Source organism: Rugamonas rubra, from assembly GCF_900114705.1.
GTDB classification, from domain to species: domain Bacteria; phylum Pseudomonadota; class Gammaproteobacteria; order Burkholderiales; family Burkholderiaceae_D; genus Rugamonas; species Rugamonas rubra.
The window spans coordinates 131,941-153,449 of sequence record NZ_FOTW01000005.1; the positions used below are offsets into that span (position 1 = coordinate 131,941).

Consider the following 21,509-nt stretch of genomic DNA (forward strand, 5'->3'; position numbering starts at 1 on the left):
ACTTGATATACACCAATTTGGCGCAGCCGCCCCAGTTGCACCATTCCGAGGCGCGCGGTGGATGGCGCGGGCACTACGCCGGGGCGGCCCCAGAGTGCAGACAATAGATATTAAAAGGAAAGTTTTAGTATCCTGACGGCATGAATATTGCTTAAAGAAAAGTCACTTGCTACCATGTTGGTGTCCATCAGCGGGCGGCGGCCTCCCACAACGGCCCCGCCATTCGATCCCGACAAGCACGAATGCCCCCTCCCCGCATGCCATTACCCTCTCACCATGAAGGAATCGCCATGCGCTTCGCCGACTTAAAAGTCCGCAACCGATTATTGATCGGCTTCGGCAGCACCCTCGTCTTCCTCCTCTTGATCGGCCTGGTCAATTGGTTCAGCCTGGACCGCATCAAGGCCGACACCGCCCATTTGCTCGGCGACCGGCTGCGCAACGAGCGCCTGATCGCCGATTGGAAGGCGATTATCCAGAACAACGTCCAGCGCACGCTGGCGGCGGCCAAGAGCGACGACCCCGCCGTGCAACGGTTCTTCGAGGACGGCATTACCAACAGTACCGTGGCGGCGTCGCGCATCCAGTCCGCGCTGGCGGCAGGCCTGGTCGATCCGTCGGCCAAGGCGCTGTTCGCCGAAGCGCTGCAGCGACGCCTGGCCTACCGCAAGGCGCGCGACATCGCCCTGGCCGCCAAGGCCGCCGGCAATCTCGAGCAGGCCCGGCAACTCTTCGACCGCGACTTCGCGGCGGCGGTGGCCAGCTATCTGGCCGTCATGGACCAGCTGGCGCAGCGCCAGCAAGCCCTGATCGACGAGAGCGGCGCGGCCATCCGCGCGCGCAGCGACCGGGCGATCCTGGGCGGCGCCGCGCTGACGCTGTGCTCGATCATCCTGTCGCTGGTGTGCAACGGCTACATCGTGCGCTCCCTGCTGCGCCAGCTCGGCGGCGAGCCCGGCTACGCCGCCCACATCACCGACCGCATCGCCGCCGGCGACCTGGCGGTCGAGGTGCGCCTGCACCCGCGCGACAACAGCAGCCTGTTGTTCAGCATCGACACCATGCGCGGCCGCCTGGCCGCCATCGTCCGCGAGGTGCGCGGCGGCACGGTCAGCGTGGCCGGCGCCTCCGACGAGATCGCCCGTGGCAACCTGGACCTGTCGCAGCGCACCGAGCTGCAGGCCGGCGCGCTGGAGCAGACCGCCTCGTCGATGGAGCAACTGACCGCCACCGTCAAACAGAACGGCGAGTACGCGCGCCAGGCCGCCGGCCTGGCCGCCACCGCCGAGGAGGTGGCGGTGCGCGGCGGCGGCATCGTCGCCGAGGTGATCGGCACGATGGCGGCGATCGACGCCTCGTCCAAGAAAATCGCCGACATCATCGGCGTGATCGACGGCATCGCCTTCCAAACCAACATCCTGGCCCTGAACGCGGCCGTCGAGGCGGCGCGAGCCGGCGAGCAGGGCCGTGGCTTCGCCGTCGTCGCCAGCGAGGTGCGCAACCTGGCGCAGCGCTCGGCCAGCGCGGCGCGCGACATCAAGAGCTTGATCGAGGACTCGGTGCTCAAGGTCGGCAACGGCAGCGCCCAGGTGCAGCAGGCCGGCACCACCATGACCGGCCTGGTCGACAGCGTCAAGCGGGTCAGCGCCATCATGGCGCAGATCAGCTCGGCCGGCGGCGAACAGGAGGCCGGCATCGAACAGATCAACCGGGCCATCGTCGAGATGGACGTGGTGACGCAGCAGAACGCCGCCCAGGTCGAGGAGGCGGCGGCGGCGGCCGACGCGCTGCGCCACGAGGCCGCCCATCTGGCCGGACTGGTCAGCGTGTTCCAACTGGCCGGCGAGCACGCCGTCGCGGCGCCGGCGCCGGCCGCCAGCGGCGCGGCGCGGCATGGCCAGACGGCGGCGCCGCGCTTGGCGCTGGCTTAGCCGGCGCCCAGCCCGGCCGGGCCGGGCAAGGGTGCGGGCACGGGCGCGGGCACGGGCGCGGGCCGCCCGCCGCCGCGGCGGGCGCGGCCGAGCTGGCGGAAATGCGCCGGCGCCGTGCCGGCCCAGGACAGGAAGGCGCGGCGGAAGTTGTGCGCGTCGCTGTAGCCGAGGCGGCCGGCGATCTCCTCGTTGCTCAGTTCGCTGGTGCGCAGGTAGCTGAGCGCCAGCTGCATGCGGTGCCGCAGCAGGATCTTGCTGAACGAGGTGCCCTCGGCGTCGAGCCGGCGGCGCAGCGTGCGGCAGCTCAGTTGCAGCGCCCGCGCCGTCTGCTCGATGTTGGGAAAGGCGCCCTGGCGCTCCATCAGGATCGTCAACACCAGGCCGGACACGCTGGTGCCGCTGTTGATCTGCTGGAAGCTCTGCTCGCACAGCTCGAGCATCATGGCGTGGGTGATCGGGTCGGAGGCCCGCTTCGCCGTCGCCGCCAGACGGCCGAAGCTGACGTCGTTGGCGGCGCAGTCGAACTCGATCTCGCAAGCGAAGATGCGGCGGTAGTCGGCGGCGTTGGCCGGCGCCGGATAGCGCAGGCGGATGCGGCGGAAGCGGAAGGCCTCGCCGTACAGATCGCGCATCACCGTCAGCATGCTGGCCAGCTTCATCTCCATGGCGAACCGGTACAGCGCGTCGGTCGGCGCGCAGGCCAGCACCGGCGTCAAGCCCCACATCGGCTGGCGCGCCGTGCCGACGTAGTGCAGCATGACCAGCGGGTCGACCAGGCCGTTGTAGCGCTGCACCACGCCGACCAGGCTGTCGCGGTCCGGGCTGCTCAACAGCGCGTAGCCGTACACGCCGCAGGCGCTGACGTGGAAGCGCAGGCCGACCTGGAAGGCGATGCCGCTCCAGCCGCGCGGCACGTTGCCGATGACGGCGAGGATCTGCGCGACGGAAAAGCGCGACGAGGGCATGTAGATCGTCGCCGGGTCGATGCCGCTGCCGGCCAGCGACAGCTGCGGCGCCTGGCCGTGCTGTTGCAGGATCTCGGTGAGAAAGGCGATGGCGTGGCCGGGATAGACCCGGGCCAGCTGGCCCGGCTGGACGACGTCGGCGTCCGCGCCGGCCGCGCCGGCGGGCGCCGCCGGGCGCGCTAACACAATGATTCTTCTATCCATTCCTCATCCAAGCTGGGCGTCGGCGCCGGCCAGCGCCACGGGCCGGTGGAGGCCCAGGCACTGCACGAAGGCGGCGAACACGGCGGCGTCGAGATGGCCGTCCAGGCACCATTGCGCCATGCTGTCGAGCGCCTCGAGCGGCGTCCAGGCCGCCTTGTACGGTCGGTAGGAGGTGACCGCGTCGTACACGTCGCACACCGCCGCCATGCGCGCGTACAGGCTGATCTCCGCGCCGCGCAGGCGCTCCGGATAGCCGCTGCCGTCGATCTTCTCGTGGTGGTGCAGGCAGACGTCGAGCACCAGCGGCGGCAGGTCGCCGATGCCGGCCAACACCCGGTGGCCAAATTCCGGATGGCGCTTGACGATGTCGAACTCGGCCGGCGTCAGCCGGGCCGGCTTGTGCAGGATCTCGGGCGGGATGTCCATCTTGCCCAGGTCGTGGAACAGGCCGGCCAGGCCGCAGTCGCGCACCCGCGCCTCGTCCAGGCCCAACTGTTTGGCCAAGGCCACCATCATCGCGCACACGGCGATCGAATGGATATAAGTGTAGTCATCAATGGTTCTCAGGCGGACCAGCTGCAACAAGACGTCCTGGTTGCGCAGCACGCTGGCGGCGATCTCGTCGACCAGCGCCAGCACGCCGGCGCACGACGACATATTACCGCTGCGCGCCTCGTCGAACACGGCGGCGACGGCGGCCTTGGAGCGGGCGATCAACTGCGCCGCCTGCGTCTGCGCCGCGTCGGCCGGCGTGGCCGCCCCGGCCGCCGCAGCGCGGCCGGCCGGGACGGCCGCCAAGCGCGCCCGCGCCGCCCTCGCCGGCTCACCGTCGCTCCGAGCGGCCGGCGCCGGCGCCGAGCTTGGCGGCGCGGCGGGATCGGCGACGTCGAGGCCCTTGGCCAGGTCTATCCACATCTCGCCCGCGCCGCAGTTCTGTACCCTCAGCAGCAGCGCCTCGCTATCGACGGCGAAGGTGCGCTTCCAAAACGGATTGTCGAACCAGGAACCGCACAGCCTCTCCACATACATTCCCTTGCGCGCCTGTCGCACGGAAATCTTCTTCAACATTTGCGAATCATAAAATCTCAATAAATCAAAGGTGTGTGCATTTTGAAAACATCTATTTCCAATTAGAAATATGTCTATCTAGCTTAATTGCTACCGAACAGGCGAACAAGATCAATATCGGCAATCTTCGGGTCATATGGGGACAGGCCCGCTCCAGTTGCGCGGCGCTTCGGCCGGTCGGCGGCGCACCAATAAAAAAGCCCCTGAAAATCAGAGGCTTGCGGCGGCCGCCGGGGCTGCCGGCGGACGGATCGGGACGGCCGGGTGGCCTACAGCTTGGGGTGCAGCCGCGAGTTGCGGCGCGAGTAGCCGAAGTAGATGGCCAGGCCGATCACCAGCCAGATGCCGAAGGCGATCCAGGTGGTGCGGCTGAGGAAGGTCATCAGCGCCAGGCAGAACAGCACGGCCAGCGCCGGCACCACCGGCACGCCGGGGCAGCGGAAGGCGCGGTGCAGGTCGGGCCGGCGCTTGCGCAGCACGATCACGGCGACCGACACCAGGCAGAAGGCGGCCAGCGTGCCGATGTTGATCAGCTCGGCCAGCACGCCCAGCGGCACCACGGCGGCGATCAGGCCGAAGACGATGCCGACCACCCAAGTGGCGAAGAACGGCGTGCCGAACTTCGGATGCACGGTCGACAGCTTGGCCGGCAGCAGGCCGTCGCGCGACATGGCGAAGATCACCCGGGTCTGGCCGTAGGCCATCACCAGGATCACCGTGGTCATGCCGAGGATGGCGCCGAGGTCGACGAAGCCGGCGAACCAGCCCTCGTTGGCGTACTGCAGCGCCAGCGAGATCGGGTGGTCGACGCCGGCGAACTTCTGGAACGGCACGATGCCGGTCATGATCGCCGACACCAGCACGTACAGCACGGTGCAGACGGCCAGCGAGCCGATGATGCCGATCGGCAGGTCGCGCTCGGGCCGCTTGACCTCCTCCGCCGCCGAGGTCACGGCGTCGAAACCGATGAAGGCGAAGAACACCAGGGCGGCGGCGCTCATCACGCCGTTCATGCCGAAGGGCATGAACGGTTTCCAGTTGGCCGGCTCGACGTGGCCGGCGCCGACCACGATGAACAGGATCACCACGCTGACCTTGATGGCCACCATGATGCCGTTCATGCGGGCCGACTCGCGCACGCCCCAGGACAGCATGGCCGTCAGGAACAGCATGATCAGCAGCGCCGGCAGGTTGAACAGGGTGTCGACGCCGGGCACCGAACCGGGCGCGGCGGTCAGCGCGGTGGGCAGGTGCAGGCCGAAGCCGGACAGCAGCGACTGGAAGTAGCCGGACCAGCCGACCGACACGGCCGAGGTGGCCAGGCCGTACTCGAGCAACAGGTCCCAGCCGATCATCCAGGCCACCAGCTCGCCCATGGTGGCGTAGGTGTAGGTGTAGATGGAGCCGGCCACCGGCACGGTCGAGGCGAACTCGGCGTAGCACAGCGCGGCGAAGGCGCAGGCCAGCGCGGCGATGACGAAGGACAAGGTCAGCGCCGGCCCGGCGGTCAGCGCGCCGGTGCCGGTCAGCACGAAAATGCCGGTGCCGACGATGGCGCCGACCCCCATCAGGACCAGGTCCAGCGGTCCCAACACTTTTTTCAGGCCGCCCTCGGCGCGGCCCTGCGCCATCATGTGGTCCAGATTCTTGGTTCGGAAAAGGCTCAAGTGACTGTCTCCTGCTATGTTTTTGGATTGTTGTGGTGTACTCGCTGGCGCCGTCGCCGCACCGGCGCGCAGGATACGGACCCGCAGTCTACACCGTTTCCCCCTGGGTCCGACAGATCCAAGTGTTCTTTTGGACAAGACACGAGGCGCCGCCGCCACGCCCGGCCGGCGGCAAGCCCGCTCAGCCGAGCAGGCCCTGGGCGCGCGCCTCGTAGATCGCCTCGGCGCGCGAGTTGACCTTCAGCTTGCGGTAGGTGCGGCGGATGAAGGTCAGCACGGTGTGGCTGGAGACGCCCATCAGGGCGGCGATCTCGTCGGTGGTGAAGCCCTTGGTGATCAGCTCGAGCACCTCCTGCTCGCGCGGCGACAGCTGGGCGCGCAGCGCCGGCTCGGCGCCGTCGGCCACGCCCTGGGCCGGCGCCGGCGCCGGCGACAGGTGGCGGAAGCGGGTCAGCATCTGTCGCGCGATGAGCGGGCTGATCGGGCTGCCGCCCTGGTGGATGCTGCGGATCTCCTCGGCCAGGCCGGCCGGCTCGGCGTGCTTGAGCAGGTAGCCGGCGGCGCCCGCCTCGATCGAGCGCATCACGTGCAGCTCGTCGCCGAAGTTGGTGCTGACCATCACCGCGCAGGCCGGCCACTTCAGCCCGGCGGCGCGGATCACGTCGATGCCGGAGCCGTCCGGCAGGCCCAGGTCGACCACCAGCACGTCGCAGGCGGCCTGCTCGAGCAGCTCGAGGCCGGCGCGGCGCGTGCTGGCGCTGCCGGCCAGCACCAGGTCGGCGGCGTCGGCGACGGCGCCGACCAGGGCGTTGAGGAAGTCCATGTCGTCCTCGACGACGCCGACGCGGATGGGTGGAACGGATGGGGCTGTCATGGTGGCGGCTTTCTTCAAAAGATGGATGGGGCCGGCGCGGCGGCGGCGGCGGAAACGGCCGGCGCCGCGCCGGCCGCCGCCAGCGGCAGCCACAGCAGCACGCGGGTGCCGGCGCCGGTGGCCTCCCAGCGGATCGTGCCGCCGATGGCGGCGGCGCGGCGCTGCTGGTTGGCCAGGCCCTTGCCGCCGCCGCGCAGCGCCGCCGCCAGCTCGAAGCCGGCGCCGTTGTCGGCGATCGTCACCAGCACGCCCAGGCCGTCGCAGGAGGTGGCCACGCTGATCTGGCTGGCCTCGGTGTGCTTGACGATGTTGGTCAGCGCCTCCTGCAGGATGCGCAGGATGTGCAGCGCGCTGCGCGGGTCGATCCAGTCCAGCGGCGGCACGTCGAGCACCGCCCAGTGCAGCTTGATGCCGGCGGTGCGCAGGCGCCCGCCCAGGCGGTAGCGCAGGGTCGCCAGCAACAGCAACAGGTCGGCCTCGACCGGCTCGAGCGAGTCGATGGTCAGGTGCAGGTCGTCGATGCAGGCGCGCAGGATGTTGGAGACGGAGATCTCGTCGAGCTGGCCGCGCTCGATGGCGCGCAGCGCGCTGTGCAGCGAGGAGCCCAGGCCGTCGTGCATGTCCTGCATCAGGCGCTGGCGCTCCTCGGCGACGGTCTGCTTGTGCTCGATCTCGCGCAGGCGCCGGTAGCTGTCGGCCAGCTCGGCCTCGCGCTCGCCCAGGCGCAGCGCCAGCCGGGCGTGGCTCTGCTCGACCTGGCTCAGCGCGCCGATGTAGCGGCGGTACATCAGGTAGCACAGCATGGCGAAGTTTTGCAGGTTCATGTACGGCCCCAGATACCAGTCCTCCGGGCCGAGGAAGTTGCTTTGCAGCGCCCAGTCGTTGAGGCCGTACAGCACGCACAGGGCGACCCCGGCCGACATCAGCATGGCCTCCGGCGAGCGGCGCCACGCGGCGCGCGCGCCGGCGACGGCGATGGTGGCGCCGGTGGCGATGGCCAGCAGGTAGATCAGCGGCGTGATCAGCGGCGTGTTGGGCCAGCTCGCCAGCAGCGGCAGCGAGAACACGCCGACCAACAGGTTGACGCCGAGCAGGCTGCGGCTGAGCCAGCGCTGGCGCCGGCCGTGCGTCAACACCTGGAAGGCGTGCACCAGGGTCATGACCCAGAACAGCGAGTTGAGCATCAGCCAGGCGAACCAGTCGTTGGCCAGCCGCGTCTCGCAGTAGAAGCCCAGCGCGCGCACGAACTGGGCACCGGCCAGCAGCGCGAACAGGCCGTAGCCACGGCCGACGCCGCGGCGGAACCAGACCACGGCGGAGAACAGGCCGACGGCGATGAAGGCGCCGATGCACATGACCGGCAGGTAGACCTGCAGCCATTGGCGGCCCTGGTAGCGCCAGCCGATCTGCTCGGTCGAGCCGAGCCAGACCGAGGCCAGCGCCGTGTGGCTGGCGCGGCCGTGCTGCAGGCGGAACAGGATCTCGCGTGGCGGCGCGGCGCGCTGGCCGGCGTCGAGCGCCAGCCACAGCGGGGTCCAGTACCAGGTGGCGCCGTCGAGCTGGCGCTGGTGCAGCAGCTGGCCGTCGACATAGACGGCGATCGGGCCGTAGGCCTTGACCCGCGCCGCGTACAGCATCAGCGCCGCCGGCGCCGGCTGGAAGGCCGGCAGCGTCAGGCGGTACCAGGTGGTGGTGACGGCGGCGCCGGGGCCGCCCTCGGCCGGCGCGGCGCCGGCCTGCTTGAGCACGTCCGAGGCGCGCGCATAGGGCAGCGCGACGGCGCGCCAGGCGGCCGGCAGGCCGGCACTGTCGACGCGGGCCGGCGCTGGCGTGAAGCTGGCGCCGGCCACGTCCTGCACCTCGGCCGCCACCACGTGCAGCATGTCGGCCGGCGCACCGTCCCGGGCGGCGGCGCCGCCGCCCAGCAGCGCCGAGGCCAGCAGGCACAAGCAGCACAGCGCGCGCCACGGACACCAGCGCGGCGCCGACCGGGCCGACGCGCGCCGGCCCGGCAGGCGGGTGGGCGGGCAAGGTGGGCGCGGCGGCGCGATGGTTGATTTCACTAGGGGTGTACCGGTGGCAGGATATTTCCGCACGGAATTGTGGCTTCCGCGACGGGCGGCTGCCGCGTTCACTGCGGCGGGACGCAGCTTACCGCACAAGCCGGCGCCGGCAAACCGTTCATTGTCGCCAATTCTAGCGACAGCGGCGCCGGCGGCCGCCACAACGGGCCGAACCGAGCGCACCGGGCACCGGTGCCGCCCTGCCGGCAGCGTCAATGACTTGATGCGCCCGACACGGATGCGGCGCCGTGGCCGTGACCACGCTCAGGCCGGACAGCGTCGACAGCAGACTGCCGACCTTGGGCGTGCCCAAACCGGTCAGCTGGTCGTAGCCGGTCTTGGCGGCGCAGGCGGCGCAGCTGCCGTCGCTGCCCTTGACGATGTCGGCGAAGGCGCCGGCCTAGGTGCCCGGCACGCTAGCGATTTGACCGTACGGCACGGCGTGCGGCGCGCCCAGCGCCGCCTTGCCGCCCAGGGCGCGGCCGGCGTTGGCGACGGCGATCAGGCAGGCCCACTGCGGCGTCGACAGGCGGGTGCCGCCGGCGCTGCTCCAGTTGACGGCAGCACTGCAAGCCAAGGCCAGGGAAAGGATGACGCCAGTCTATGTTATGCCGCGCATGTTGCGCATTTCACGAGTCCCGTGTGGCCGATCGTCCAACCACCGGCCTTCGCCGCCAGCGCCGCCCTCTTGGCCCATTCGTCCATTGGATCACTGGCGACTTCTTCGAATTCAAAGAACGCGCGGCAGTCATGGGACTCGCAAACGAGCATGAATTCACAGAACAGCATTTCTTCGAGCAGGTTGTTCATTCTTGCGACGGCTTTCTAAACATGGGATACAAAAAGACTCTGTGAGGATCAAACCGCCTGTGCAAGGGGCGCCGGTTCCGTTGAATAGCGCGTGGGGGATTGCGCGCCAGGCATGAGGGAAACATGCCCGGCGCCGTGACGACCAAAAACTGCTATTTAGGGATGCTGCATTGGGCATCTTTGAATGAGCCCAGTTGCGGTTGCACCACCCAGCCGCTGCCCATATAGGCATTGGCACATACGCGCTCGCCGGTCACCCGGCTTTGATACCACTGGTACGCCGCCGGACCGGCGAAAGCGCTAGCGGTGCAGGCCGCTGCCAGCAGACCTGCAATGATGAGTTTCACTTTCATCTTTTCTCCACGTAGAAATGGCCCCATGGCCATGGAAATATTATCCTACAATAAATCTTTCAAAGTGGCTACTTTTTCCTAATTGATATCGGCCCTGCTTGCGGGACCGGACTCAGCTCAAGGTGCGGCGAATCGTTTGCCGCAGCGCCGGCCAAAATACAAAAAAGCCCCTGAAAATCAGGGGCTTGGTCGTTCGAACCGCCGGGTCCGGCGTTATGCCGCCGGACCGGAAATCATTCCCACTCGATCATCAACGAGCAAAAAAATCACCAATAAATCAAAAACTTAGCAAGGCTGCCGGAGTACGATGCCATGCAAAACACCATGCGCACGCGGCTCAGGCCAAAGCCGCCTGACGCAACACGTCTTCGGCCCATTGATTTAGGCTCTTTCCGTGGGCGGCGGCAGCGATTGTCGCCGCCTCATGTATGGAAGGATCGACCCGCAGAGAGAACTTGCCGGAAAATTGTTTGCGCGGTTCGACGCCGTCTTCGGCGCACGCGTCGAGAAAAATCTTCAGTGAAATCCCGCCTTCCCTTTGCAATCCTTTGACATCCTTGGCGTAGAAATCCGCCCCGCCATTCAGCCCAAGAAATTCCCCCCGGAACATCTGAATGTCGGAATCGAATGTAATCAAGGCATGGTAGCCGCCAATGGTCATCGTGTTTCGCATATTCATGGCTTAACTCCTTGATCCTCGAACCATTTTCGGATGGACGCCAACGCTCCCTTATCCGTCACCGGTTCCGGGTGTGGCCGGTGAAACACGCGCCGCTCGCCAAACAAGCGCACCAGAACGCGCGAACCCTCGCGCTCTTCGACACGCGCACCCAGTTCGACGAACAAAGCTTCGATATCGGCCCAGCGGACGTTCGCAGATGTTGGCCGCGCGAAAATTAACTCCAACGTACGTTGGTGCTTGCGTCTCATCGCACAATGGTAGCAGAAAATGGTATCAATCCATGCTCCGATAAGGGCTAAAGCTGGTTTCACGCCTCCATTCGAGCAAAACGAAGCTTTCGGCGCGCAGCAGTGGTGCGCAGGTTTCCTGTACGCTGGAAGGTTCGACCAAGCGGCCTGAAGCGAGCTGATGGTCCTGGGACCCAGCCGGTTCACCCCTTTCCTGCGGCTAGGGACTGCTGATGGCGTCGATATCACTACCGGCGCGGGCGACGCGCAGACCTGGGGATGGGCGAGAGCACACGCTATGACGACACGTTTTTCTTACAACGAGAGCACAGACGCCGTTCTGACGTTCCAACCACGCCGTGCGCGGCGGCATGCTGGCGCGGTGCGCACGACGTCGTAGCAATACCTTGTTAGCGGCGCCCCTCGCGGACGCGCCAGTATTGAAACTCGTCCTTGTGGATTTCCAGATCCAGTTCCAGGGCTTTCCGTTCCAGGTTTTCCTGAACATCGGTCACTGCTGCATTGTAGACAAGGGGGCCGATCTCATCAATGCTGAAACCCAGCAAGGCGCCAGCGGTCACGTTACCGATTTTCTCCGCCAGATTCTCGTCAAAGTAACCCTGGAGCGACGCAATTGGCTTTTTTTGCGTCTTTCGAGATTTCAATTGTCATCGAAGATATCCTTAGTCCCAAGAAATGAATTGAGCTGCGATCCGGCACCGGCCATTTCGGTCCCATCCGGGCGGGATCACGCCACAAACAATCCCATACTGGCCGCGAGCATGGCCGCTTGCTCGGCTGAAATCACCGCGCGCTTGAAACTGGACACCTGCTCCATCGTGAGGGCGCCGAGAACGACCTGGCGCAAATCGCTGCCCTCGAAGCGGGCCAGCCTTAGGTTGGCGTCGCGTAGACTACCGCCGTCGAAGACCGCGTCGCGGAAATCGCAGCCGCCCAGGTCGGCTCCCGAAAAGTCCAAGCCGATCAGGCGCTGCTTTCTGAACGACATGCCCCGCAGGTCCGCCCCCACCAGCAAGCTGTCCTGGAACGCCAGGCCAAGGCCCCGTATGTCGCCGAATGTGGCCCCCGTCAACTTGGTCCCGTCAAAAACGACCGCAGCAAGCCGGGCGCCCGTCCAGTTCGAGTTGTTTAAGTCCGAGTCGTTGAAACGGGCGTCAGTCAAGTCCGCCCAGCTGAAGTCGCAGCCGCCAGCCCGGCAGGCAATCCATTCGCTGTCGCCCAACTGGGCGCGACTCAGGCAGCTTGTCGCCAGCGAGCAGCGCACGAAGACGCATCCGCGCAGGTCCAGGCGGGACAGGTCCTCGCCATCGAAGACGCAGCGCTCGAACCTGAGGGGGTGCGACCTGCCGTCGAGCAGCTTGTCGATCGCCGCGCGCGCGAGGGTGAGTTCGGCAACTAGGGTGTAATTCAATGTCATATCGGTCCCATGATGTGTGGGCACGCACTTCTTGCGCCGCACGGGGCCGCCGAAAACAACAACGCGAACCCGTACAGCCGCAAGCGAGCGCATGCGAGCTGTCTGGATCCGCGTGGGTTGAGAGTGCCTCCTGGCTTGGAGGCGGCTGGGCTAACCATCCAGCCTGCCCTCGTTCTGACTGCAGCGATTCTAAGTGGACTAAGCGGCCGATGTCAACCGCCGGCCGCGATCCCATTTCTGCTTGTCACCGCGTCGCTGACCCGAGGCAAGGTCGCCGGGTCGCGCAGCCAAGGTTGCCTGGCACGCCCGGCAGCGGCCTGGCTGAAGACGGTCTGCGCCATAGCCCGCTTTCTTGCCGGCCAGTTCCCGCCGGAGTGGACTGGACGCACACCGTTGTTGAACATGATGCACTCCGTTAGGACTGGATTGGCGTGCGCAAATGCTATTCGCAATCCTTCTTTCTCCGGAGAATGAACAGCAATCGTCGGCTACGACTTGTCATCCCCTCGCCCCGGGGTTACAAGGTTCTTGCGTAGAACGGAACCAAATTACCAAGCGCGGCCTGCACGTATTGGGGAACCCAGTAGGTCTCAATGTGCGTCGCACCTTCGATCTTGACCATCACCTTATTTTTCGTTCCGGTTGCCTTGGCAAACGCCTCCTCGGTCATATACAGGCTATCGGCCTTGCTGCCCGCGATCATCAGCAGCGGCTGCCCAATCAATTCGATCTGATCGGTGGCATCCCAGCGCATCAAATCCAGCAAGCTGCTCATGGTGTATTTAAAGGTTGAACCAGGGTGCGCGTGCGTTCGCCAGTAGTATTCGTAGCCCTGTCGATACATTTCAAAAGGCAACGCCGCAATCTGCGCATCCGTCATGTCCGCGTCGCCGGCATAGAGAATCCCGCCGCCGGCTTGCTCTTGCGCCCTTGCGTTTGACGCCTGCTGCAAACGCTGCTGGACCGTGGCGAGCTGTGAATCGGCAAATCCATTGCGACGAACCCGTCCGGAGTTGAACATGCTGAGCGTCGCAACGGATTTGAAACGCTTGTCGGTCTTCGCTGCTGACAATGCATAGCCGCCTCCCCCACAAATGCCAAATAGGCCCAGGCGCGCCGCATCGGCGCCGGGGAAATGGGTGATGTAGTCCGCCATACCATGTATATCCTCAATCCGGTGAACAGGCATGTCTACGCTACGAGACTGGCCGCCACTGCCGCCCTGATAAGCAGCATCTGCCGTAATCGTGATGTAGCCTTGCTCAGCCAAATGCTGGGCGTACAGACCTGCGACCTGTTCTTTGACGCCACCATTCGGATGCGCCACAACGATTGCGGCATACCGCTTTTTCGGATCATAGTTTGCCGGCGTGTAGACGTTGGCGACAATATTCAGCCCATTGAGATCGTAGTGCACCGGGTGGATATTGACTTTGCCAGGCTCATTCTTTGTGATCGCACCGCCATACACGAGTGTGTAGGGATTCTCCTTGTGGTTGGCTGCGACGGCGGGGGGAGATGTGGACACGGAACAGACTCCTATGCTTGCCAAAGAAAGGGAAACGGCGGATGTACCGAGAAACGTCCGCCTATTGATGTCAATTTTTACGTCCTTCATTCAGAGCTCCATTTGAGAATTCGTATCGCAACGCCCGCGCAACGGTTTGCGCCTCCGCACTTGGTCAATCCAGCCTTTTCTCTGCAAGGAAGCGCGAGACCTGATCGGCTATTTCAACGTTGTTCAGGTCTGACATTGGAAAATGTGTATTGCCGTGAATTCCAATATCAGGAAGGTGTACCAGGCGGGCATGACCGCCATGTCTGTTGATGGCGTCAACCCAGAGCCGAGCCATGGCTAGCCGTACACGCCAGTTGTCCTGACCCCGCTCTGTGGTTGGCTGGTCCGGAAAGTTGTCTCCATAGTAGATGATGATCGGTATGCGAGTGAGCTTCTGAAAATCAGTCGACGACACCGCCTCAGGCGACAACGTCCCGGCAGCGCTCGGCACTACCGGCGGCAATTCGCCCGGCGGGAAGATGAAGCCGCTGCCCGGCTCGAAGGCGACAATCGCTTTGACGTTGGCGTTCTTGATCGCCGTCAGCCAACCTGGGCCGCCGCCCTGCGAATGGGTGAACAAGGTCGCGGGACCGACCTTCGTCAACAGTGCCGACATGGCATCCGAGATCACGCCGGCGTCATAGGGGCCCGTGTTGGGCGTAACCGACCGGAAGAACTGGTCGAGCGTCTCTGGCTTCCGGTCAAACTGCACGTTATCGAAGTAGTTTGGCCACTTGCCGATGCGGAACTGGTCGAAGAAAAGCTGGTCGTTGGGCGTCGAATCAAGCGAAACTGCGACGGTGCTGTTGCCAGCCCGTCCACGGCGCGGCTGGTCCACAAGGTAGACAGGAAAACCCCGCCGCAAGAACAAGGTCTGGAAGCCTTCTCGTCCATCCGAAGTGCTCTCCCAGCTACGCGCCGACTGGAATGCTCCGTGCAACATAACGATGGGCAAGGGCCTGGCGTTTTGCGGTATCTGATAAAAGGCGTAGAGATGATCTCCATGGAAGCTCTGCCCCGCCGCCGCCGGCTTGTTGTTGTCGTAATTGCCGCTATTCCTCAGTTCGGTGCCGCCTGCTGCGAAGCTGCCCTGGGCCTGGATTAGCAATGGCCCGGAAGTGTGGCGGGGACCGTCGAAAGTGGCCGCGCAGCCAGTCGCCAGAATCGTCACGGCAATGGCGGTGGATAACCATAAGGATGGTTTGATTTTCATGCTCAACCTTTCGATGTTGCGGCGAGAACCTGCGTGAGCGCGTCGTTCACACGGCTTGCAGCCTCGTCAATGCCATAGTTGGAAAAACTTTGTGCCATTTGCCGCAGCTGCGCCGCACTCAAGCCCACGCGCATGCCGGCTCGCACGTGTGAGCGCAACTGTGCCTCGACCCCGGGCACGGCGGCGAGTGCTCCCAGCGTGGCCAGTTCGCGGCTTTGCCAGTCAAGGTTGTCGCGCCCGAAAATGTCGCCGAACAAATGGCTCTGGAGGTACTGGTTGATGACAGGTGCAAAGTCGAACACCGGCCCCTGTACCGGGCCACCGGAAATCTCTGTTTGATTCGCTTTCCCGATCGCGAGCAGCTCGCTTCCAACCGCGACGGCTCTACTCGGTTCGAGGCCCGGCGCGTCATGAATGCCGCGTTGTTTGCGTGCTTCGACAACTTTTAGGAGTTCCCCCAGTGCGTTCAGGCTTTTTGGAAAACCAGTGTAGGCATAGAGCTGCACCAGAATTTCCTTCGCCTCGCTCACGCTCATTCCGCTATCGAGCCCTTGGTTCAAGGCGGCATTCAGTCTGGCCATATCGCCGATGGCCATGAAGGACGCAATCAGTGGAATGGCCAACTGCTTGGCCGACAGGGTATCGGACACGGACCTCGCATTTGCCCCGGCTCGCGGCCCCTTGACAGTCCGCTCAACGGCACCGGCCGGCATCGCGCCTGGAACCGCGAGAGCAAGACCTGTTCCGGTCAGGACGGCCTGATACTCCTGGTCGGTGACCTTGCTTCGCCATGTCACGGCATTGCCATCTAACTTTTCCGCGACAGCGATGTGCGTCATTGAACCTGCGGGCCCAGCACCATGCCAGTGGCGCACGTTGGCGGGAATAGTGACAACATCGCCGGGGTGGATCAGTTGAGCGGGCTGTCCTTCCTGCTGAACCAGGCCGAGGCCGGCCGTGACAATCAAGGTCTGGCCAAGCGGATGAGTGTGCCACGCCGTCCGGGCCTGCGCCTCGAAGGTCACTGTGGCGCCCCCAGCACGCCCAGGTGGTGCCGCCTGGAACGGCGTGCTGATATGGACAGTGCCGGTAAAGGTTGCCGCCGATCCGGTGGCCATTGGCAGGGCCGCGACTGCTTGTACCGCCACAGTGTGCGGAACGGCTTGTGGCTGTGAGGCCTGCGCACTTGTGATGGCCACCACGCCACCCAGCGCCATGCAGATCAACGATTTCATGATAGTGCCTCCAGGTGCTTGGGTTTCGCTTTGCGACGCGGTAGGACGATAAGAGCCCACGACACTATCAGCGCCAGGGCAAGCAACAGGCCGGCGGCGTCCATGACCGCTGAAATCCGAAGAGCCAGCGCCTGGCTATCGTGAGCGCCGGCAGGTGCTGCACTGGCAAAGACGAGTACCAACAAACCTAGTCCCAATGCCCCGCCAAGCTGATGGGCAACGTTAACCAGGCCAGCTGCGGCGCCGGCATCGTCGCGAGCAACACCGGCCACTCCGGCGGCTGTCAACGGACCTAGCAGCAAACCTTGGCCCAGGCCGACAAGTAGCATCGGTGGCGCGACACTCGTCCAGTAGCTCGCTCCGGCATCGGCCTGTCCCAACCAGAGCAGGCCGCCAACGTCCAATGACAAGCCTGAGAGGATGAGTGAACCGTTGCCGAAACGTCGCGCCAATCCGGGTACCGCCAGTGCCGAGGCGAAGTTGGGTAGTGTTACCGGCAGGAAGGCGAGGCCCGCCTGTAATGGCCGCATATGCAGTACGCCTTGCAGGAACTGCGTGGAGAAGAACCAGAAGCCCACGGCGCCGCCGAGAAAAAGCATACGCGCCAGATAGGCACCCGCACGTTCGCGGCTGGCCAGCAAGCGCAACGGCAGGATGGGCTGACGAATGCGGCGCTCGACCAAGACGAATACCGCTATCCAGACGACGCCACTGAGAAGTGCCGCCAGCGCGAAGGTGTCATGCCAGCCGGCCTCTGCGGCTCCCACGAGTCCAAAGACCAGTGCTGTCATTCCGATGGTTGAGCAAATAGCTCCGCCCGCGTCGAAGCGGCCGGGACGCATTGGCGTCTCGACGATGTGCCGTCTGGCAGCGACAATCAGCAGCACGCCAATGGGGAGGTTGATGAAGAACCCCGCACGCCACGTGAGCAGATCGGCGAACAGACCGCCCAATACCAGGCCCAGCGTAGCCCCCACGCCTGCCGCTGCGGCATACATCGACAATGCACGATTGCGCTCAGGTCCTTCAGCAAAGTGGGTAGACAACAAAGCCAGCGTGGATGGGGCCAGCACAGCCGCTCCAGCCCCCTGGATGGCACGGGCGGTGAGCAGCCAGGCAGCCGACTGCGCTACGCCAATCGCCATCGAGGCCAATGTGAACAAGGAGAGGCCCACGATGAACATGCGACGCCGGCCCAGGATATCGCCAGCACGCGCGCCCAGCAACAGCAACCCGCCAAACGTCAGCGTATAGGCGTTGCTTACCCACGAGAGCTGTGCGGCACTAAAACCAAGACTGGCCTGAATGCGCGGCAGGCCAGTGATGACAATGGAAATGTCGACCACAACCATCAGGTAGCTGGCTACGATGATAGCCAACACTGTGTTGGGGTTTTGCGCCGGCGGAAGGGACATGGCGTCGCTCATGGCCGGCGCTCAGATGTCAAGCTTGCGCTCGGACATCCACTTGACGATAGCCGGATCGCGATGCGAGAAAAAGCTGCTCGTGTTGGTGTCCAGTGCCTGGATGCCCACCATGTCGGCATCATCCAGTTCAAAGTCAAAGATCGAGATGTTCTCGACCATGCGCTGCTTGCGCACCGACTTTGCCAACGACACGATGCCACGCTGCAGCAGCCATCGCAGCACCACTTGGCCGACCGTTTTGCCATGGCGCCCGGCGATGGCCAACAGCGCTTGGTTCTGGAATAGGCCGTTGCGTCCTTCCGCGAACGGCGCCCAGGCTTCGGCCTGTACCCCAACCTCCTTCATGAAGGTGGCGCTCTCCAACTGCTGCTGGAAGGGATTGACCTCGACCTGGTTGACTGCGGGCGCGATCTCGTTAAACGTCATGATGTCCATCAAGCGGTCGGACTGGAAGTTGCTGACGCCGATGGCGCGAACCTTGCCGGCACGGTGGGCCGCCTCCATTGCGCGCCACGATCCATGGACATCGCCAAACGGTTGATGGATCAGGTAGAGGTCCAGATAGTCGAGTTGCAGCCGACGTAGCGACTTCTCGATGGCCTGCTGCGTGCGTTGGTAGCCGGTCTCCTGCACCCAGAGCTTGCTGGTCACGAAAAGGTCGCCACGAGGGACACCACTCGCACGAAGGCCTTTACCGACGGCCTCCTCATTCATATACGACGCGGCGGTATCGATGAGCCTGTAGCCGGTTTCGATGGCGTCGACGACGCTGCGCAGGCATTCATTGGCGTCCGCAATCTGGAAGACGCCGTAACCGACGAGGGGCATCTGAATTTTGTTGTTCAGGGTGACGTGCTGCATGGGCCAATCCTTTCGATGATTTGTTAGGATTCACTTTAGACAAAGGACTGACATCTGAATAGTGATAAACCGGTTGATTTATACGCATCAAATTGATGATAATCATCGAAGGAGGATGTCCCTATGGCAATCAATGAACTTCGGTCCATCACGACCTTCATCAAGGCAGCGGAACTGGGCAGCCTGCGCAAGGCGGCGCAGGACCTGGGAATCAGCCCACAAGCGGCGAGCAAAGCATTAGCCCAGCTGGAGTCTCACCTGGACGCCCGGCTGTTCCACCGCACGACGCGTGTGATGTCATTAACTGATGCAGGTCAGCGACTGCTCGAAGACGTGCAGCCGGCCGTCCTCGGCATGCAGCGCGCATTGTTGAACGCCCGTGCGGCAAAGGATGAGTTCGCCGGCCCCTTGCGAATTGCAGGGCCCCGAACCACATTCCAGCCGATCCTCTGGCGGCTGGTCGAGGAGTTCTGTGAGATCCATCCCGGCATTCAGCCCGACGTGCTACTGGAAGATCGGGTTGGCAACTGGGTGGAAGATCGCGTCGACGTTGGGTTCCGCTTGGGGGCATCGCCTCACGAAGGGGTCATCGCACGTCGACTGTTCCCGCTGCAGATGGTGATTTGTGGGTCGCCAGCCTACTTCGAACAGCATGGTGTGCCGGAAACATTGGGAGCGCTCGCAACGCATCGCTGCAGCGCTTTCCGGCATCCGGCGACAGGAAAGGTAGTACCTTGGCATATAAAGCTTGGCGATCAGACAGTAGACCAACCGGTCGTCCCTGCAATCTGTAGCAACGACGAGTTGTTCGAACTTCACGCCGTGCTCGCGGGCAAGGCACTTGGGCAGCTTGCCGGAGTGACGGCAGCGCCATTTATCCGCGCAGGGCAACTGGTTCCGATCCTGGTCGATCACATGCCCGACATCGCCAGCTACTTCGTCTACTTTGGGAGCAAAACCTCGCAGCCGGCACGGGCACGCGCATTTATTGATTTGGCGGTTCAACGCCTTGTCAACAACCCGGATTACGTGCTGAGCCTAGAAGAATTGCTGCCCATGTCTAGCCCAGGCAAAAGAAATGCGAAGGACTAGACACCACGCCCCCCGGCAGGCGATGACATGGCATCGTTTACGCCTTCATGGCCAGGCGCTCCAAGCACCATAAAAAATGCCATTGACGACGCGGTTAAGGTCATCAATGGCATTCATTTAATTCAATAGAATCAATGAGTAAACAACCTCACTCCCACTCGATGGTCGCCGGCGGCTTGCCGCTGATGTCGTAGACCACCCGGTTGATGCCGCGCACCTCGTTGATGATGCGATTCGACACCTTGCCCAGCAGCGCGTGCGGCAGGTGCGCCCAGTGCGCCGTCATGAAGTCCTGGGTTTGCACGGCGCGCAGCGCCACCACGTACTCGTAGGTGCGGCCGTCGCCCATCACGCCGACCGACTTGACCGGCAGGAACACGGCGAAGGCTTGGCTGGTCGCCTCGTACCAGTTGAGCGGAATCTGCTCGTGGTCGACGGCCTGGCCGGCGACGAACTCGTAGGGGGTGTTGCGCAGCTCTTCGATGAAGATCGCGTCGGCGCGGCGCAGCAGGTCGGCGAAGTCCTTCTTCACCTCGCCGAGGATGCGCACGCCCAGGCCCGGGCCGGGGAACGGATGGCGGTAGACCATGTCGTGCGGCAGGCCCAGGGCCACGCCCAGCTTGCGCACCTCGTCCTTGAACAGCTCGCGCAGCGGCTCGAGCAGCTTCAGCTTCATCGTCTCGGGCAGGCCGCCGACGTTGTGGTGGCTCTTGATGGTCTGGCCCTTCTTGCCCTTGCCGGCCGACTCGATCACGTCCGGGTAGATGGTGCCCTGGGCCAGCCACTTGGCGTTGACCAGCTTGCCCGATTCGACCTGGAACACTTCGACGAACTCGCGGCCGATGATCTTGCGCTTCTGCTCGGGATCGCTGACGCCGGCCAGGTGGCCCATGAACTGCTCTTCCGCGTCGACGCGGATGACCTTGACGCCGAGGTTTTTGGCGAACATGTCCATCACCATCTTGCCCTCGTCCAGGCGCAGCAGGCCGTGGTCGACGAAGACGCAGGTCAGCTGGTCGCCGATGGCGCGGTGGATCAGCGCGGCGGCCACCGACGAGTCGACACCGCCGGACAGGCCGAGGATGACGTCGTCGCTGCCGACCTGGGCGCGGATCTTCTCGACCGCCTCGGAGATGTAGTCGGGCATGTTCCAGTCCGACTTGCAACCGCAGATCTCGTGCACGAAGCGGCCCAGCATGGCCTTGCCCTGCTGGGTGTGGGTCACTTCCGGATGGAACTGCAGGGCGTAGAAGCGGCGCGCCTCGTCGGCCATGGCGGCGATCGGGCAGCTCGGCGTGTCGCCCATCAGCACGAAGCCGGGCGGCAGCTCGGTGACCTTGTCGCCGTGGCTCATCCATACCTTGAGCATGCCGTGGCCCTCGTCGGTGACGAAGTCGTTGATGCCGTCGAGCAGCTTGGTGTGGCTGCGGGCGCGCATCTCGGCGTAGCCGAATTCGCGCACCAGGCCGTTTTCGGTCTTGCCGCCCAGCTGGGCCGCCATGGTCTGCATGCCGTAGCAAATGCCCAGCACCGGCACACCCAGCTCGAACACGGCCTGCGGCGCGCGCGGCGCGTCGCCTTCCAAGGTCGAGCTGTGGCTGCCCGACAGGATCACGCCGGCGGCGCCGTAGTTGCGCACGAACTCGTCGCTGACGTCGTAGGGGAACACTTCGGAGAACACGCCGGAGTCGCGCACGCGGCGGGCAATCAGCTGGGTGACTTGGGAGCCGAAATCGAGGATGAGGATTTTAGAGTGCATGGGTTGGATGCTTTAAAAATGATGATATCGCTGCGGAATAGCCGGCCCGCCGCAGACATGGCGCGGACCGCGCTGTTGGCGG

Annotated in this window: 19 protein-coding genes and 1 pseudogene; 2 read left to right on the top strand and 18 right to left on the bottom strand. The window is 64.4% G+C overall.

Features of this window, described 5'->3' with window-relative positions; genetic code table 11:
• Window positions 1–290: 290 nt before the first annotated feature.
• Complete coding sequence (locus BM252_RS31955; RefSeq protein WP_093383545.1) at window positions 291–1,931, top strand: methyl-accepting chemotaxis protein; 1,641 nt, start codon at window positions 291–293, stop codon at window positions 1,929–1,931.
• On the opposite strand, the gene BM252_RS03110 is transcribed toward BM252_RS31955, so the two are convergent.
• The 17 genes and pseudogenes from BM252_RS03110 to BM252_RS03185 all read right to left on the bottom strand — a co-directional run bounded on the left by BM252_RS03110 (window position 1,928) and on the right by BM252_RS03185 (window position 18,576).
• Window positions 1,928–3,082 carry an AraC family transcriptional regulator gene (locus BM252_RS03110; protein WP_174900401.1) on the bottom strand — a complete coding sequence of 385 codons (1,155 nt, stop codon included), beginning with the start codon at window positions 3,080–3,082 and terminating at the stop codon, window positions 1,928–1,930. The genes BM252_RS31955 and BM252_RS03110 overlap by 4 nt on opposite strands.
• 21 nt (window positions 3,083–3,103) lie before the next feature.
• On the bottom strand, window positions 3,104–4,168 hold the full coding sequence (locus BM252_RS03115) for an HD-GYP domain-containing protein (RefSeq protein ID WP_093383550.1): 1,065 nt from the start codon (window positions 4,166–4,168) through the stop codon (window positions 3,104–3,106).
• Window positions 4,169–4,437: 269 nt separating this feature from the next.
• On the bottom strand, window positions 4,438–5,835 hold the full coding sequence (bcaP, locus tag BM252_RS03120) for a branched-chain amino acid transporter BcaP (protein WP_093383552.1): 1,398 nt from the start codon (window positions 5,833–5,835) through the stop codon (window positions 4,438–4,440).
• A gap of 181 nt (window positions 5,836–6,016) precedes the next feature.
• Window positions 6,017–6,709, bottom strand: a complete 693-nt coding sequence (locus BM252_RS03125) for a LuxR C-terminal-related transcriptional regulator (protein WP_093384198.1) — start codon at window positions 6,707–6,709, stop codon at window positions 6,017–6,019.
• A gap of 14 nt (window positions 6,710–6,723) precedes the next feature.
• Window positions 6,724–8,772 (bottom strand): sensor histidine kinase, encoded by a 2,049-nt coding sequence (locus BM252_RS03130; protein WP_139236264.1) that lies wholly within the window; start codon window positions 8,770–8,772, stop codon window positions 6,724–6,726.
• Between the two features lie 400 nt (window positions 8,773–9,172).
• Window positions 9,173–9,349, bottom strand: coding sequence for a hypothetical protein (locus BM252_RS31575; protein WP_245774061.1), 177 nt, complete (start codon window positions 9,347–9,349; stop codon window positions 9,173–9,175).
• Window positions 9,350–9,378: 29 nt separating this feature from the next.
• Window positions 9,379–9,582, bottom strand: coding sequence for a hypothetical protein (locus BM252_RS03140; RefSeq protein ID WP_093383557.1), 204 nt, complete (start codon window positions 9,580–9,582; stop codon window positions 9,379–9,381).
• 152 nt (window positions 9,583–9,734) lie between these two features.
• A complete protein-coding gene (locus BM252_RS29875) occupies window positions 9,735–9,935 on the bottom strand; it encodes a hypothetical protein (RefSeq protein WP_139236266.1) in 201 nt (66 codons plus the stop codon).
• A 337-nt stretch (window positions 9,936–10,272) separates the two neighbouring features.
• Entirely contained in the window at window positions 10,273–10,614 is a 342-nt protein-coding gene (locus BM252_RS03145; protein ID WP_245774062.1) for a type II toxin-antitoxin system HicB family antitoxin, read from the bottom strand.
• Window positions 10,611–10,928 (bottom strand): type II toxin-antitoxin system HicA family toxin, encoded by a 318-nt coding sequence (locus BM252_RS03150; RefSeq protein ID WP_245774063.1) that lies wholly within the window; start codon window positions 10,926–10,928, stop codon window positions 10,611–10,613. The genes BM252_RS03145 and BM252_RS03150 overlap by 4 nt, the downstream gene beginning before the upstream one ends.
• Before the next feature lie 326 nt (window positions 10,929–11,254).
• Window positions 11,255–11,516: pseudogene (locus BM252_RS03155) on the bottom strand (DUF2164 domain-containing protein).
• A gap of 76 nt (window positions 11,517–11,592) precedes the next feature.
• A complete protein-coding gene (locus BM252_RS03160) occupies window positions 11,593–12,282 on the bottom strand; it encodes a pentapeptide repeat-containing protein (RefSeq protein ID WP_093383565.1) in 690 nt (229 codons plus the stop codon).
• Between the two features lie 517 nt (window positions 12,283–12,799).
• On the bottom strand, window positions 12,800–13,900 hold the full coding sequence (locus BM252_RS03165) for an alpha/beta hydrolase (RefSeq protein WP_093383568.1): 1,101 nt from the start codon (window positions 13,898–13,900) through the stop codon (window positions 12,800–12,802).
• A gap of 64 nt (window positions 13,901–13,964) precedes the next feature.
• Window positions 13,965–15,053 carry an alpha/beta hydrolase gene (locus BM252_RS03170; protein WP_093383570.1) on the bottom strand — a complete coding sequence of 363 codons (1,089 nt, stop codon included), beginning with the start codon at window positions 15,051–15,053 and terminating at the stop codon, window positions 13,965–13,967.
• Window positions 15,054–15,055: 2 nt separating this feature from the next.
• Entirely contained in the window at window positions 15,056–16,288 is a 1,233-nt protein-coding gene (locus tag BM252_RS03175) for a (R)-mandelonitrile lyase (protein WP_093383573.1), read from the bottom strand.
• Window positions 16,285–17,715 (bottom strand): MFS transporter, encoded by a 1,431-nt coding sequence (locus tag BM252_RS03180; protein ID WP_093383575.1) that lies wholly within the window; start codon window positions 17,713–17,715, stop codon window positions 16,285–16,287. The genes BM252_RS03175 and BM252_RS03180 overlap by 4 nt, the downstream gene beginning before the upstream one ends.
• A gap of 9 nt (window positions 17,716–17,724) precedes the next feature.
• Window positions 17,725–18,576 carry an aldo/keto reductase gene (locus BM252_RS03185; RefSeq protein ID WP_093383578.1) on the bottom strand — a complete coding sequence of 284 codons (852 nt, stop codon included), beginning with the start codon at window positions 18,574–18,576 and terminating at the stop codon, window positions 17,725–17,727.
• Window positions 18,577–18,699: 123 nt separating this feature from the next.
• Between BM252_RS03185 and BM252_RS03190 the strand changes: the two genes are divergently transcribed.
• Window positions 18,700–19,668 carry a LysR family transcriptional regulator gene (locus BM252_RS03190; RefSeq protein WP_093383580.1) on the top strand — a complete coding sequence of 323 codons (969 nt, stop codon included), beginning with the start codon at window positions 18,700–18,702 and terminating at the stop codon, window positions 19,666–19,668.
• Window positions 19,669–19,816: 148 nt separating this feature from the next.
• Here the strand turns inward: BM252_RS03190 and guaA are convergent, their stop codons facing one another.
• The gene (guaA, locus tag BM252_RS03195) at window positions 19,817–21,427 is read right to left on the bottom strand and encodes a glutamine-hydrolyzing GMP synthase (RefSeq protein WP_093383583.1); all 1,611 of its coding nucleotides are present in this window, start codon (window positions 21,425–21,427) and stop codon (window positions 19,817–19,819) included.
• Between the last annotated feature and the right edge of the window lie 82 nt (window positions 21,428–21,509).